Genomic DNA, 15589 nt, shown 5'->3' with positions numbered 1-15589 from the left:
GCCATTGATGCCGACGCAAAAGGTGCTGGTTCAAACCAAGCAAACAAATTTTCTACGGTGTCTTTTAATTCGGTTTCTACAACTTTTTTAGCCGCTGCTTCAGACATTGGTGGCACGTTGTCCTGAAGTTTCTCCAATTCAAAAGTTAATGCCAAGGGTATTAAATCGGGTCTATTACTTAATATTTGTCCGAATTTTATAAAAGTAGGTCCCAATTCCTCGCAAACCAATCGCATTTTAGCCCATTTGCTATATTTTGCAACTTTTATTCTGGTGGCACTCGGAATTAACTTTTGAATAAAAGTATATTGTTTATTTTCTTCCAAATAATGAACCAAATCTTCAAAGCCATATTTTATTAGCACCCTAAGAATCTGATTATATCTGGAGATCGATTTAAAACTGTTCCGTATGTTAGTAATTAGCCCCATGTTTTAAGCTTCCAATTTATTAAGTCGAGCTTCCAATAACGCCATACTCGATTCCAGTTTTTCAAGTTTTATATTTAAAGCCTTTATTTCATCTGTATGAGCAACATTAATTTTTTTGTAGAACTGAATAACTAGTTCTTCAATTTTATCATTTAACTGTTCTTTTAACTCATTGGTTTTATTAACCAGTTGATCTACAAACTCAATCTCATTACCATTTTCATCTAATTTAGAATCGGACATCATTTTATTAAGACTGTCTTTTCCTTTTTCAGAATACTCATTTAATTTATCTAATAAATTTGTTTCCCTTGCTAACACATAAATGCTGGAACTTAATGTGATTAACTCTATAATGGTTTTAGTTTTCATAATCTTTTTTATTTAACTTAAACTAACACTAAACTTATAAACAAATTATTGAAATTACTATGACATTAATCATTTCGAATAATAGGTTAATGTGTTAATTTTAACTCAATTAGTATAACACATTAAGGAGAAAATCATGACTACCAAACCTATTACAGAAATAATGACTAAGGATGTGGTAACCGTTACACCAGATCAATTTATTTTGGATGTAAAACATATTTATGAGAAGAAAAACTTCCATTATCATATTCCTGTGGTTGAAAACAATTTATTGGTAGGTATGATAAGTTTGGTAGATTTTATGTACCATATAGCAGGTGCTGGTATGAATGATAATAACCCCGTTTATAAAGAGTTAAAAGTTAAAGATATTATGACTCAAAAGCCATTTAATATGCCTGCGAGCACAACTATTAAAGAAGTGGCTAAAGTTTTATCACTAGGTAAATACCATGCCATTCCCATACTTGACAATAGCAAATTGGTAGGTATCGTATCTACCGCAGATATTATCAAATTTTTCATAAAAGAAACAAAATAAATTATAACGCAAAACATTGACACTTTGAGAAGAACCGGCTGCTTTTATAATGTAACTGTAATAATTTAATAATGAAAACAGGCTTAATATTATCTGGTGGCGGCATGCGAGGTGCGGCTCACATAGGAGCAATCAAGGCATTAGAAGAATATGGTATTGTACCAACCCACATTGCGGGAACCAGCGCCGGAGCAATTGTAGGTGCCCTTTATGCTTATGGCTATAACTGGGAAGAGATATTAACCTTCTTTAAAGAAATTAATTTATTAGACTTTAAAAGATATGCTTTAAATAAACCGGGAATTATTGATGCTGAAAAGTTTTACTCTGCCTTTAAAACTTACTTGGCAAATGATAATTTTTCACATCTGAAAAAGGAACTTAGTATCACCACTACAAATATCTTAAACGGTAAATTAGAAATATTTAATAGTGGCGAGCTGATTAAACCAGTGTTAGCATCGGCAGCCATACCTGGCATATTTTCGCCCGTAAAAATTAACGAATCTTATTATGTAGATGGGGGCACTTTAAACAATTTTCCGGTTGAATTATTAAAATCGTCTTGCGAGCAAATTATTGGCATTTATGTAAACAGCTTCAATCCCATTTCCATGGATAAATTAAAATATGCTATTAATGTAATTGAAAGAGCTTTTATAATAAAATCGGTAGACGAAGATTCAAAAAAATTTAAAGATTGCGATTTAATTGTTTTGCCACAAGGCTTAAATAAATATGGGGTTTTAGACAAAAAATACCTAAACGAAATTTTCAACATAGGTTATGAAGCCACCATGAAAGCATTAGAAAAAAATACTATAAATTTCAAATAAAGCTATTTAAAATTAAAGGTCATCATTTTCGTTTTTTTGCTTCATAAGCCATCTTTAGGTAGTTATTGAAATAATAGAACAAATACCTTAAGAAATTGGATAGACACTTTTTTGGTAAAACCCACTTTACTAACAAGGCCAAACCAAATTCGAGTTCTAATCAGAATCATATTATAGATAATTATTAAACCTATGAAGATGCTAACTAAATTACACCATTTTATTTGTTCTCTGCTACTACTGTTTGTTATAAAAAGCTTTTTTGGTATTGGACATCAAAACAATCTTAAGGTTTTATCTTTTACTAGCCTTAAGATTGAATTAAACCATAATTATGAGTTAAACCCAATTGTAATTGAAAAAGAGGTTACCATAGCGCATTATTTTCAGTTTATAGATTCTTTAGTGAAGCAGTATAACCCAGTTACAGCCTACGAATTAACTGAGCACCTTTTAGTTAGAGCAAACCCTTGGATTATAGACACCTTGAAAAATACCGATTATTACATTATGAAAGACAAAGGTCGTTTTGTTTATAACCAAAAAGAACTGGTTGTTCTCCATAAGGGCGATGTAATACGCATACCGGATTTAGAGTTGGCAAACCGAATAAACGAATCTTTTGCAAATACAACCATCGACATTAATATTCCGGAGTATAAACTACGTATTTATGACGATTCCTTAATGCTTTATGAGTTTTTAGTTCGTGTGGGTCGCGATGAAAAAAAGTACCTGAAAATGGCTGGCAGAACCATCGATTTAAAAACAAAAACCGGAAAAGGCACGATTGTAAGACTCATTCGTAACCCCGATTATTATAATCCGGTAAATGGCAAGCGCTATTATGTAACAAGAAGAGACGACAACCAGGTTACCAAATTACCACAAGTTCCGTTTTTGGAAACCGAAATAAATGGCCTTAGAAACGGACAACTAATTCACCCAACAACCAACCCCAATACTCTAGGAAAAGCATACTCCAATGGCTGTATTGGAACAAATGAAGCCGACGCCTGGGTTATTTATTACCACGCTCCTATTGGGACTAAAATTAATATTCGATACGATTTAAATGTGGTTAATGATAACCATGAAAACGTAGTTTTAAAGGATATTTATAGCAAATATTAATTAAAAATTTTTTTACCCAAATTTTAGTTCAATTCCTTTTCTTTATTTGAAAGAATATTCATATTTTTAATTTTATAATTAGGATATAAACAATTGTATATATTCTATTGTTGTGTGTCATTTGAAAAAAGAAATAGAATAAGAAATGTCAAATAGTTTTTTTGAACTTAGTGGAACACCAAGAGTAATTGGAAAAAATTCCGTAGTGGAATTTAAAGAAATGGTTTCAGCAAGTGAAGGAACTATTAGAGATTTAATCTATAAACCAGATATCTTAAAAAACAGCGATGAACATCCTCGCTATAAAGTAAAGTCAATTACATTTATAAATGTCAGTTTCGCAAAGACTAAACTAAAAAATATTGATTTCACTTCTTGTCACTTCGAAGACTGTTTATTTTTTGGAAGTACTTTAGATAATTGTCAATTTCACAGATGTACATTCAAAAACGTAAACACACATCAAATCCTAATTAAACGTACCTATATAGACCCTATAAGTTTTAAAAATAATTACGAAAAGAAAGACATTGAAAAGTCTAATATGGCAGTTCACTTATTCCAACAGCTATTAAACAATTCAAGAGATGAAGAACAATCTGAGTTTGCAAGAATAGCCAATTATTATTTCCAAAAATGGGAAGGTCGCCTGACAAGAAGTAAATTTTTTAAAAGCCAACCTTATAAAATAAATTTTCAAACTTTTGCAGTTGAGTATATTCCTAATTTTCTATATCGATGGATATTTGGTTATGGCCTAAGACTAAGAAGTTTTATCGCAACTTTCTTTGTTCTTTATGGAGTATTTTACTTTACCAACTTAAATTATTGGAATGAATACGGATTTCACGAAAAGGACTTTGCAATCGCATCTTTCAGTTCAGAGAACATTAGCCCAATAGCAAATATCTTTTTCACAGCAGATGCAATGACGCAATTAGTAGATTCTCAATTTCAACCCCAAACGGATTTTGGAATGTATATGTTGACAATGCAAGGCTTTTCAGGCTTCATTCTTTTAAGTTTTTTAATAACAGTTTTAATAAATCGATTTGTAAAATGAAAAATTATAGTGTTGCAGTTTTCGGCAGTTCATTGAGAGCAGATTTTGATAAATATAGCGATAGAGATTTATTAGTTGTGGCTAATGATTTTAAAACTTTAGAGAAGTTGAAAGAAACCTATTCTAAAGATGATTGGTCTATCTCATTTTACACATACTCAAAACTTGAATATTTATCAAAAAATGGCAGTTTATTTATCAAGCATTTACAAAAAGAATCAAAAACCATTATTGACCCAAATGATAGATTTAAAGATATAATAAATCATTTCAATCCAAAGACAGATTATAAAAAGGACATTAAAGATTGTGAAAATTACTTTAACATAATTAAGACTGTTCCGAAAACTACTTTAGGTTTTGCTTGGTTTTGCGATTGTCTTTTTGTTGGATTGAGGAATTATTTAGTGTTTAAAAATGCGGAGAATGGAATTTTTGAATTTTCATTTATAAAACTACTAAACGGACTAAAAGAGCAAGGTTTAATAAATCAATCTGATATTAACCTTTTAAGGGAATTAAGAGTTGTAAAAAGAAACTATAGAGAAGAAATCCTTGATGAATTACCTTCATTGGACTTCATTAAAAAAGTAATACCTATTGTAAAAGATTTAGGGATTTTAGATTCTGTAAAGTTTGTTGAGTCAGAGACATTTCAAAGTTTAATTGAAAAGTCTATTATCAAAAGAAAATTCAATCCTTATCAAAGATTAAGATTGGTGGAAGGATATTACTGTTCGCAAGATTTGAATATTCCTGAATTGAAAAAGATAGTTAGTAACCCACAATTTTATGCTTGCAAAATGAAGGACAATGATTTTACTCTCAATTTGATATCGGAAATAAAAAACGCCACACAACATTGTATAAAAATAATAGCGGATTAATCGCTAAAACGAAAGTAAGTAAAGCATAAAAAAGGTCTGTGTTTAACCGAAAAGATAGTGAGTACAAATCCGCTACTATTCTTATACGAGACCGTTGGGCTTAATATAAAAAAACTACATCCTGAATGAATGGCATTGAGAGATTAAAAGAAAATTTGAACGAACAACAGTTGGAAGCTGTAACAGAAACGGAAGGTTTTGTTAGAGTAATTGCAGGTGCAGGTTCGGGAAAAACGAAAGCTCTTACTCAAAGATATGCCTACATTGTTGAAGCATTAGGAATTAACTCTTCCAATATTCTCTGTGTCACCTTTACAAACAAGGCTGCACAAGAAATGCGAAAAAGAGTAAAAAGATTAGTCGGAGAAAATTCGGATTTAAGTTACATAACTACTTACCACGGATTTTGTGTTCGAGTTTTAAGAGAGGACATAAACAAAATCAAATACCCAAAGAACTTTATAATAATGGACGTTGAAGACCAAAAAACTGTACTTCGACAAGTTTACAATGAATTGGTTTTTACATCAAAAGTGTTTACTTTTAAACAAGTTTTAAGATATATTAGTGTGCAGAAAAAAGACCAAGGATATTTAGAATACATCCTTGAATCAAAAAAGCAAGAAACCGATAACGAAATTGAAAAAGTTTTTTTTAGATACTTAGAAAAACAACAAAGAAATTTTGCTTTAGATTTTGATGATTTAATCAACTTCACTTTATATATATACAGAAAGCATGGTGATGTTCTTGAAAAGTGGCAAAAAAGACTACACTATATTCAAGTAGATGAAATGCAAGATAGCTCTGAAAAACAATTTGCATTAGTTTCGCAGTTGTCAAATCACCATAAAAATTTCTTCGTAGTTGGAGACCCAGACCAAACCATTTATGAATGGAGAGGAGCAAGACCCGAGTTTTTGGTTGATTTTGACAAGCTATTTAATGATTCTAAGACAATCATAATGAACCAAAATTATCGTTCAACACCAAATATTTTAAGTCTTGGAAATCACATCATTAAAAACAACAAAATACGAGTAGATAAAGATATGTTTACTCAAAATCCAGAAGGAGTTGAAGTAGTTCATTTTCACGGAAAAAATGATTTTGACGAAGGATTATGGGTTGCAAATGAAATCAAAAGACTTGTAGCAGATGAAAACTGCAAACATTCGGATTTTGCAATACTTTATAGAGCAAATCATATTTCACGTAGCATTGAACAATCACTAATTAGAGAAAATATTCCTTATTCAGTTTTTGGCGGTATTCGATTCTTTGAGCGTAAAGAAATTAAAGATGTCTTGGCATATTTACGATTGATTGAATTTGAAGATGATTTTTCATTTTTAAGAGTTGTGAATACACCAAGTAGAGGTTTAGGTAAAAAGTTCATTGAAAATGTTGCAAAAATTGCTGAAAAAGAAAGCATTTCTCTTTATTCGGCTTTGCAACAAAATATAACGCAAAAAGATTTAAGTCGTAAAGGAGCAATTGAATTTATTGAACTTATAGAAAAGTATAAAAAATCAAAAGTTGATTTAATTATTTCAGATTTAGTAAAAGAAATAATGGATGAAAGCGGATTATCTGCTTATTACAGAACTGATGGTGACACAGATAGATTAGATAATATCAAAGAACTTCAGAACTCTATAATTTTATTAGAAACACAAGACGAAGAACCAATAAACCTTACTGAATATTTGCAAGAAATTGCACTTTACACAGATATGGATATTGAAGATGATAGAAATGACAGAGTTAAATTAATGACTATTCACACTTCTAAAGGTTTAGAATTTCCTTACGTTTTTCTTTGTGGCTTCACAGAAGGCGTATTGCCTAGTGCAATGTCAATTAAAGAAAGAAGAGCAAAAGCACTTGAAGAAGAAAGACGTTTAACCTATGTTGCAATTACAAGAGCCGAAAAAGCATTTTATATGACTGAATCAGAAGGGTTCAATTTCAGTACAGGTTTAAATAAATATCCTTCTCGTTTTTTATTTGAAATAAGCGACAATTATTTTGTGAGAAAAGGAGAATTAAGTCAAGAAATCATAAATGAGGCTAAAGAACAACTTAAACTTGACGCAAGTCGACAATTAATTCAAAAGAAATTTGACGTTGGAGATTTGGTAAATCACTTGATTTGGAAGCAAGGTAAAGTAATTGAAGTTAACGAAGAAAAAGGAGAATATCAAATCGAGTTTGTCGAAACAGGAAAAACTAAACCAATAAATTTTGAATTTAGAGGTTTAACAAAAATCGAGAAACCAACTGACCTCGAAAAAGAAGAAAAGATTGAAAAATCTAAATCAGATGATGATTGGAATTCATTTGTAGAAAACGAAATTCAAATTAATGAAAGCGATAAATTAGAAATAGTTGAAAATAAAGATAATAGAGAAAAGGAGCCAGAAGAAAATAAGGAGATTAATTTAGATAAGAATATCCAAGCGAAAATCAAACAATTTGCAAAAAAGGAATATCCTGATGATAAGGAAATGAGAGATTATGTATACAAAAATCAAATTGAAGCGTTTTTGTATATGTCAGCCGTAACAGATAATGAATTAGAGGAATTTGCTATAAACCAATACAAAAATGATTATTGTATGCAACAACATATCTATGATAAAAATGTAGTTGCTAAAAAATATATGGCTTCTGTTAAAGATTCAGAAATTGAGATTTTAGCAAAAAAGGATTATCCTCTCGATTACGAAATGCAAGAATATGTTTATGACAAACAACTTGATGCAAAACAAAAAATGTCAAAATTTGAAGATAATCATATTAGAAAAAAAGCTATTGCAGAATATCCTAATGACTATGCAATGCAAGTTTATTCCTATGAAAAATTAATTTCTGAAAGAAAAGAAAATAATGACACTAGTAAAGAGCTAATTGATTTTGAACAAAAGAAAAAAGAAGCCCGAAAAAGAATAGCTGATTTAAAAGAAGAAAAGGCAGAACTTGAGAAAATAAAAGTCGATAATTCTAAATCGGAACTTTTATCTGAACCAAAAAAATCGGAAAAAGAAATAGCTAAAGAACAAAAAACTGAGGAAAAAATACTAAGCCCAACGTATAAAAGTAATGGCGGGAATAGTGCAATAACCAAAGATAAAGGAAAAAACAATTTATGGTCTAAACTGAAAGGTTTGTGGTCTTAATCCGCCACTACTCTTATACTAGACCGTTAGCATTAATTTAAAAAACTCAAATGGAAGCAGGAAAAGAACTAATAGGACTAGTAAAAGACGTACCTCAAGTCTTGACTTCAATTTATCAAGATTTGGCTCAACCTGGAGTAAAAAAAGTGGGAACTGCTTTAGAAACAGTTTTGGAATTTAGCACTTCAATTCTTCTTCCTGTAAAATTATTAAATGAGAAATTTAAAATAAATTTTGAAAAAAGATTAAACGACTATAAAGAAAAACTTGACACTATTCCTGATGAAGATATTTGTGAAGTTAATCCGCAGATAGGAACACCAATAATTGATAAATTAAGTTATACTACAAACGATGAAATTGCTGACCTTTTTACAAGTCTTCTAACTAAAGCAAGCTCTTCTAAAACAGTTAATTTAGCACATCCTAGTTTTATCCAATTAATTGAAAGGCTTTCTGTAGATGAAGCTAGAATAATAAAACATCTATTAAATAAAGATTTTATTCCGTGTATTTCTTTAAGAGCTCATTTGACAGATAGAAAAAAAGGTTTCATAGAAATTTTAAAAAACGGAACATCATTACAAACTGAATTAAATTTACTTTTCCCACAAAACATAGGTACATATATGGACAATCTAACTAGTATGGGAATTTTAGACATTTCCCATAATCTTCATAAAATGGATGAAAACATGTACAACAAACTATATGAACAATATGAATTCGAAAAAGTAAATGAAAGTTATACTAAAGGTGGAGCTTTTTCGAAAGTTGAAAAGAAAAAAACTTATTATCAAATAACAGATTTCGGAAAAGCATTTATTAGAGCCTGTTCATTTGAAAACATAAAAAACTAATTCCAACAAAGAACTGAGTTAAAAAACATTACTTACTTTAGTTAAACCTTTGGTCGTTGCATTTTTAAAAAATCCGATTTTCCTTCGGAAAATACATGAAAACTAAATGGAAGAACAGTATATCGTAGAAAAAACATTTAATAAAAAAGACTTTTCGGAACACAGACTTGAAAAAGGAGAATATGAAGTATGTGTTTTTTTAAATTGTAATTTTTCAAATTCCGACGTATCCCAAATTAGGTTTATTGACTGCGAATTTTACGACTGCAATTTAAGTACTGCTAACATTTTTCAAACAGGATTTCAAAATGTATTTTTTAAAGATTGTAAAATGCTAGGTTTAACATTCGATAAATGTAGCGATTTTGGATTTTTTATTAAAGTTGAAGCATGCCAATTAAATCATTCGTCATTTTTCAAACGGAAACTTTCAAAAATTTCATTTAAAAAAACAAAACTACAGGAAGTCGATTTTACAGAATGTGATTTAAGTTCATCTACTTTTGAGGATTGTGATTTACAAAATGCAATATTCAAGAACACAAATTTACAAAATGCTGATTTCAGAAGTTCTTTTAACTTTAAAATCGACCCTGAAAACAACCAAATTAAAGGCGCTAGATTTACTTTAGAAACTGTAGTTGGGCTTTTATCAAAATATAATATTAAAATAGAACCAAACTTTTAGAATGTAATCTTAAATTATAACTTCCTTAAACTTAGATAAGGATCATTTGAATTCTGATAAAGTAATTCTGAAAAACCCAGAACCTGAATGCATAAAACCATATTTGAAATTACCAAAATGGACTGCCCATCGGAGGAAAACATAATCCGTATGAAATTGGACGGCATCTCTGGTATTGCGTATTTGGACTTTGATATTCCGAACCGAAAGCTAATTGTTTATCACAGTGGTAACATGGAACAAATAGAAAAGTCCATTCTCGACCTGAATTTGGGCGGAAAGAAAATCTCGACAGAACAAACCAACGAAACTCATTTTAAGGAAACAGAAAACCAGAAAAAACTGCTTTGGACTGTTCTGGGAATAAATTTTGCCTTTTTTCTTATTGAAATAACTACTGGACTCATTTCAAAATCTATGGGATTGGTTGCCGATAGTTTAGATATGCTTGCCGACGCCTTTGTTTACGGAATTAGCTTATTTGCTGTTGGCGGAACGGTAACAAAAAAGAAGCGCATTGCAAAACTTGCTGGGTATTTTCAAATAACACTTGCCATTTTAGGATTTGTAGAAGTATTAAGGAGGGTTTTTGGAGATGAGAAACTTCCCGATTTTTCAACCATGATTGTCGTTTCCGCTTTTGCACTAATTGCAAACGGAATTTGTCTTTATTTGCTGCAAAAATCAAAGAGCAAAGAAGAAGCTCATATGAAAGCAAGTATGATTTTCACTTCAAATGATGTGATTATCAATTTAGGAGTAATAGGCGCTGCCCTTTTGGTGAATTGGTTGAATTCAAGTAAACCTGATTTGATTATTGGTACAATTGTTTTTACTTTAGTCATTCAAGGAGCCTTTAGAATATTGAAATTAAGTAATTAAATTATAGAAAGAAAAATATTATATTAGACATCATAAAAATGATTACGATGAAAAAAATATTTTTAACGCTGGTTTTAGTATTAACTTTCACGGGTTCCAGAGCAACTGAAAATGAAATAATTGCTGAAGTGATTTTTGAGAACTTAACGAATAAGGAATTTACATCGGGAGAATTTATAATTATTAATTCCAATCGAAAAATTGAAATTAACAAACCCGAAAACTTCAAAATAACACTACCTGCAGAAGGAAAATATCAATTCAGTTTCGTTTCTCAGGATTTTACAGCTTATACGCTTTATCCAGTAAGAATTAATAAACGAAAGAATACCATTACAATAAGACTAATGGACAAAACTGAATTGGATAGTAGCACCATTCACGCCTTGCCAACACATTTGGAAACTAACTTGACCGATGAGCAAATCGAGGAACGAATTGCTGACGGAACTTTGAATTTTATAATGAACGGAATTGATAGTTCAATCCCAGAGGAGTATGTGAAATTTAAAGAAAAATATGGAATTGGACTTATCAAAGAAAATTGTGTAATTGACCCAATTTCATTAAAAAAAACAAGAGAAAATAACGAAATGATATTCGATTATTTAAACAAATACTATGGAACTGAATGGATAAAGGAATTAAAAACAAAACCAATCGGAATAAAATAAAAACACTTTGCAAAAATGTAACCATTAAAAAGTAAAAATAACGCCCATTTAGGGCGTTTACTTTTTAGCTTAAGTAGCTTACTTAATTAAGGTATTGCTATCTACTTACGGGAATATTTATTTAGATAGTTTTTTATTATTTTTTAATTTCTGCAACTTGCTCTTCTTTACTAAAAACATAGGTATAAATCCACATAAGTGTAAAAGTAGGAATCACATCAAAACCGGGTAATGCTTCTTCAATAAAAGAAATGAATCCTGCAACTTTACCAGCTTTCCCCTTATAAAGCTTCGTCATTAACCAACCCGAAAGTGGCGCCCAAACAATATCTGAAAACTCTCCAATACCAGGAATGATAAACGACACATACCCTAAAGCATCAAACAAAATTCCTAAAGCTAATTTTTTATATTTATTCATTTATTCAAAATTATAGAAACCTAATTACAAGAAACATACCAAAATATACTTTCATTTATATTCGAAATAGTTTCCAGCAACTCCAAATCATCTTATAAAAACTACTTCCCTATTAATTTTAAAAATTCGTTTCTGGTTTCAATCTTTTCAAACTGCCCTCTAAATCCTGAAGTTGTTGTTACCGAATTTTGTTTTTGTACCCCACGCATCATCATACACATATGCGAGGCTTCAATTACTACGGCAACGCCTTGTGGTTTTAGGGTGTCGTTTATACAATCTAGAATTTGTTCTGTTAGGCGTTCCTGTACTTGCAAACGTCTTGCAAACACATCTACAACTCGTGGTAATTTACTTAAGCCAACAATTTGCCCGTTTGGAATGTATCCTATATGTACTTTTCCGAAAAAAGGCAACATGTGGTGTTCACAAAGTGAGTACAATTCAATGTCTTTTACTATAACCATTTCATTATAACACTCCTTAAACATGGCGCTTTTTAAAATTTCAACAGGATCCTGATGATAACCTTGTGTTAAAAATTGCATGGCTTTTGCAGCACGTTCTGGGGTTTTCAATAAACCTTCACGCGTAACGTCTTCACCCAATTCTTTGATAATGTGAAAATATCTATCTTTCGCATCATCAGAAACTTGGATATTGTAATCTTCAAAAGTTTTATTAGGCATTATATCTGTTTTAGTGCTATTAAATATAAAGTATAAATGGCACATAGCAATAAAAAGCATTCTTAATTGTACAGAACGGCGTAATGTAGTACTTTCACGCTATTATTTTAAAGTTATGATTCAAGCAAAAAATATTCATAAATTTTATAAAGATTTAGAAGTACTAAAAGGTGTTGATATTCATGTGCAAAAAGGTGAAGTTATTTCAATTGTTGGGGCTTCAGGTGCAGGGAAAACAACCTTATTACAAATTTTAGGGACTTTGGATAGAGCATCTTCCAAAGAAGAATTTCAGCTTATTATTAACAATACTAACATTAGTACTTTAAACGATAAGGCTTTGGCAAAATTTAGAAATGAACATATTGGGTTTATTTTTCAGTTTCACCAGTTGCTTCCGGAATTTACAGCCTTAGAAAATGCCTGTTTACCTGCATTTATAAAAGGTACAAAAAGAGCTGAAGCCGAAAAACGAGCTAAGGAATTATTAGATTTTTTAGGTTTATCGCACCGATACAATCATAAACCAAACGAACTTTCGGGTGGGGAACAACAACGTGTAGCCGTTGCAAGAGCATTAATAAATAATCCTGATTTAATTTTTGCAGATGAACCATCGGGAAACTTGGATAGTGAATCGGCCGAAAACTTACATAGTCTGTTTTTTAAATTAAGAGATGAATTTGGACAAACTTTTGTAATTGTAACTCACAATGAAGAACTTGCTAATTTAGCCGATAGAAAACTTGTAATGGTTGATGGAAAAATTACCAATAGTTAAAAAACAATAGTTTTTATATATAAAAAAGGGTTTATTATAAATGCAATAAACCCTTTTTTGTATACATCTGGTTTCTCTTTTATTAATTTAAAATAGGAAACTCTTTTCCTAATATTGTAATGGTTGAAGTTGTAAAATTCATTTTTATATCATCGATACTTCCAACTGTAATATCTAAAATACCTGATTTTATATTTCTAGGTTTTAATACAAAATGTAATGATTCTTCAGTTGTAATTGAATAGGAAACACCTTTAGAGCTAACTCCTGTTTGAGTACCATTAAGGGTATATTCATCATCCCAAATATTTAATGGTGTAGAAGATCCTGCTACCCAAGTTCTTGTAGAATTCTCGGTATAGCTAATGGTTTTACCTGTACTTGTAGTTATTTTTCCATTTTCAATACTAACGCTATACTGTAAATCGCCATCATTATTTTCACCTAAATTTACCACTTTATGAGTGCCTTCAACTTTATAATCGTTATGGTAATAGTTAGTAAACGTCGTTGTGTGTTCACTACCTGGAACACCATACCAATTATTAACTGATAGTATAGTAGCAATACCTTTGCGTGTAATACCATCTTCACATAATATCCCATCACCATAATCAATGACTATCGTTTTTGGAAACGTTGTTAAATCAAATGGTGTAACCGTAATATCTGGACCGTTAGTTTTTGATTCATTTATTTTAGTTGGTGTAGCTTTTACTTGAGCTGAAAAAACAGCATCACCACTATTATTTCCGGCATCTTGGAAAACCTTATTGACTATGACAAATTCATTCAAAGTTTCAACAGCAGCGGCAGAATCGGCTACTTTGGCTAATTCCTCCTCACAACTCATAAAAATAAGTGCTAAAATTGGGACAATCAATTTTTTCATAATAACGTGTTTTTTATTTATAGGATAAATAACGTTAAAATTTTTAATTTATTGAGTCCCAATTCTAAAAAATCAACCCGTTTAAAGTTGTTTTGTGTATTTTATCGGTGTTTTTGCTGTAGTCGTGTCTTTTTTATATTTTCTTCCATACCATAAAAGAATACCCGTAACTGGTAAAGTTGCAGTTAATAAACTTACTAAAAATGCGATAATTTTACCTGGTAAACCTCCAATAGCCCCAATGTGTATATCGTAATTCATTCTTAATATTTTTTCGGCTACTTTAGCATCACTGTATTTGCCATAAACGCCTGGAGTTTCTATCTCCTTGAGCGTATATTGGTCGTAAAAACGAAAATCGGCATCATAATAAACGCCTTTACTATTGGTAACTTCAATATAAACACTTGAAGAGTCAGATTCAGGATAATGTAACTCATAGTTTAATGCATTAGGTAATTCCTGCTTTAATTTTACAATTAAACCATCAATTGCCAACGTTTCATCATGTAATACACCAGGTGTTTCACTTTCATTTTGAGGAATGATAAATGCAGGTACTTTATCCCCTCCTGCTGTTTTATAAACCACATATTTCATCCAATTATACGACATAACAGTACCCGTAAAAGCTAAAATAAATGCCAAGGCACAAATATAAAACCCAATAATGGCATGTAAATCGAAGTTTTTACGTTTCCATTTTGTAGTTGGTTTCCAAATAAATTTTAAACGTTGTTTTAAATTTTTTCGCTTCTTAGGAATCCATAAAATAAATCCTGAAATAATAATGATTATGAATATTAAAATAGATGCCCCAACAATTTGCTCGCCAATATCTTTAGGAAACCACAAACGCATATGCCCCTTTAAAATAAAAGCAAAAAACCCAGTTAAATGATCTTCAACATGCATCACGTCTCCTGAATAGGGATTTAAAAACACACTTTGATAGAATTCTGGATCGGGATCATAAAAAATAACTTCGATAGCTTCGTTGCTATTATTAAAAACAGCGCCGTGTATTGTGTTGTTAGGAAAAACGGTGCTACCTATTGCCTTAACTTCTGATGGAGTTAAAATAGGTGCATTTTGTTTTTCAACCGTATAATCAACTACATAAAGGCTTTCTATTTCATCTTTAAAAGCCCAACAACAACCGGTAATTGCTACAATAAAAACGACAATACCAGTTACTAATCCTAAAATTTTATGTAGCCAAAGAATGCTTTTTTTGTATGCCATATGAAACG

17 protein-coding genes are annotated in these 15589 nt (G+C 30.7%); 11 read left to right on the top strand and 6 right to left on the bottom strand.

All coding sequences use genetic code 11. From position 1 onward, the window contains the following. The coding region (locus tag ABYI63_RS01560; protein ID WP_372752705.1) for an AarF/UbiB family protein at nucleotides 1–431 on the bottom strand (431 nt) is incomplete at its 3' end. Between the two features lie 3 nt (nucleotides 432–434). Further along, a complete protein-coding gene (locus ABYI63_RS01555) occupies nucleotides 435–803 on the bottom strand; it encodes a hypothetical protein (RefSeq protein ID WP_372752703.1) in 369 nt (122 codons plus the stop codon). Nucleotides 804–939: 136 nt separating this feature from the next. On the opposite strand from ABYI63_RS01555, the gene ABYI63_RS01550 reads away from it, so the two are divergent. The 10 genes from ABYI63_RS01550 (at nucleotide 940) to ABYI63_RS01505 (ending at nucleotide 11553) form a co-directional block, all read left to right on the top strand. After that, nucleotides 940–1347, top strand: coding sequence for an HPP family protein (locus ABYI63_RS01550; RefSeq protein WP_372752701.1), 408 nt, complete (start codon nucleotides 940–942; stop codon nucleotides 1345–1347). Between the two features lie 71 nt (nucleotides 1348–1418). Next, nucleotides 1419–2183 (top strand): patatin-like phospholipase family protein, encoded by a 765-nt coding sequence (locus tag ABYI63_RS01545; RefSeq protein ID WP_372752699.1) that lies wholly within the window; start codon nucleotides 1419–1421, stop codon nucleotides 2181–2183. A 198-nt stretch (nucleotides 2184–2381) separates the two neighbouring features. Further along, nucleotides 2382–3317, top strand: coding sequence for a L,D-transpeptidase (locus tag ABYI63_RS01540; protein WP_372752697.1), 936 nt, complete (start codon nucleotides 2382–2384; stop codon nucleotides 3315–3317). A 145-nt stretch (nucleotides 3318–3462) separates the two neighbouring features. Continuing rightward, a complete protein-coding gene (locus ABYI63_RS01535) occupies nucleotides 3463–4380 on the top strand; it encodes a pentapeptide repeat-containing protein (protein WP_372752695.1) in 918 nt (305 codons plus the stop codon). After that, nucleotides 4377–5267 carry a nucleotidyltransferase domain-containing protein gene (locus tag ABYI63_RS01530; protein ID WP_372752693.1) on the top strand — a complete coding sequence of 297 codons (891 nt, stop codon included), beginning with the start codon at nucleotides 4377–4379 and terminating at the stop codon, nucleotides 5265–5267. The genes ABYI63_RS01535 and ABYI63_RS01530 overlap by 4 nt, the downstream gene beginning before the upstream one ends. Before the next feature lie 125 nt (nucleotides 5268–5392). Next, nucleotides 5393–8449 (top strand): ATP-dependent helicase, encoded by a 3057-nt coding sequence (locus ABYI63_RS01525; protein ID WP_372752691.1) that lies wholly within the window; start codon nucleotides 5393–5395, stop codon nucleotides 8447–8449. A 50-nt stretch (nucleotides 8450–8499) separates the two neighbouring features. Next, complete coding sequence (locus ABYI63_RS01520) at nucleotides 8500–9309, top strand: DUF4393 domain-containing protein (RefSeq protein WP_372752689.1); 810 nt, start codon at nucleotides 8500–8502, stop codon at nucleotides 9307–9309. Nucleotides 9310–9415: 106 nt separating this feature from the next. Further along, on the top strand, nucleotides 9416–9997 hold the full coding sequence (locus ABYI63_RS01515; RefSeq protein WP_372752687.1) for a pentapeptide repeat-containing protein: 582 nt from the start codon (nucleotides 9416–9418) through the stop codon (nucleotides 9995–9997). An 87-nt stretch (nucleotides 9998–10084) separates the two neighbouring features. Beyond that, complete coding sequence (locus ABYI63_RS01510) at nucleotides 10085–10879, top strand: cation transporter (RefSeq protein WP_372752685.1); 795 nt, start codon at nucleotides 10085–10087, stop codon at nucleotides 10877–10879. Between the two features lie 47 nt (nucleotides 10880–10926). After that, a complete protein-coding gene (locus ABYI63_RS01505) occupies nucleotides 10927–11553 on the top strand; it encodes a hypothetical protein (protein WP_372752683.1) in 627 nt (208 codons plus the stop codon). 136 nt (nucleotides 11554–11689) lie between these two features. On the opposite strand, the gene ABYI63_RS01500 is transcribed toward ABYI63_RS01505, so the two are convergent. Both ABYI63_RS01500 and folE read right to left on the bottom strand, forming a co-directional pair. Further along, entirely contained in the window at nucleotides 11690–11974 is a 285-nt protein-coding gene (locus ABYI63_RS01500; protein ID WP_372752681.1) for a hypothetical protein, read from the bottom strand. Between the two features lie 101 nt (nucleotides 11975–12075). Then, nucleotides 12076–12663, bottom strand: coding sequence for a GTP cyclohydrolase I FolE (folE, locus tag ABYI63_RS01495; RefSeq protein WP_372752679.1), 588 nt, complete (start codon nucleotides 12661–12663; stop codon nucleotides 12076–12078). 115 nt (nucleotides 12664–12778) lie between these two features. Here folE and ABYI63_RS01490 point away from each other — a divergent pair, with 115 nt between their 5' ends. After that, the gene (locus tag ABYI63_RS01490; protein ID WP_372752677.1) at nucleotides 12779–13444 is read left to right on the top strand and encodes an ABC transporter ATP-binding protein; all 666 of its coding nucleotides are present in this window, start codon (nucleotides 12779–12781) and stop codon (nucleotides 13442–13444) included. 82 nt (nucleotides 13445–13526) lie between these two features. On the opposite strand, the gene ABYI63_RS01485 is transcribed toward ABYI63_RS01490, so the two are convergent. Together ABYI63_RS01485 and ABYI63_RS01480 are read right to left on the bottom strand one after the other, a co-directional pair. Then, nucleotides 13527–14336 (bottom strand): hypothetical protein, encoded by an 810-nt coding sequence (locus ABYI63_RS01485; RefSeq protein WP_372752675.1) that lies wholly within the window; start codon nucleotides 14334–14336, stop codon nucleotides 13527–13529. 81 nt (nucleotides 14337–14417) lie between these two features. Then, on the bottom strand, nucleotides 14418–15581 hold the full coding sequence (locus ABYI63_RS01480) for a PepSY-associated TM helix domain-containing protein (RefSeq protein ID WP_372752673.1): 1164 nt from the start codon (nucleotides 15579–15581) through the stop codon (nucleotides 14418–14420). Nucleotides 15582–15589: the final 8 nt, after the last annotated feature.

The sequence above is a fragment of the Mariniflexile sp. genome, assembly GCF_041583155.1.
In the GTDB taxonomy this organism is placed as follows: Bacteria; Bacteroidota; Bacteroidia; order Flavobacteriales; family Flavobacteriaceae; genus Mariniflexile.
Note: the sequence above shows the minus strand (reverse complement) of the source record. Positions and strands in the feature narration are given on the sequence as shown.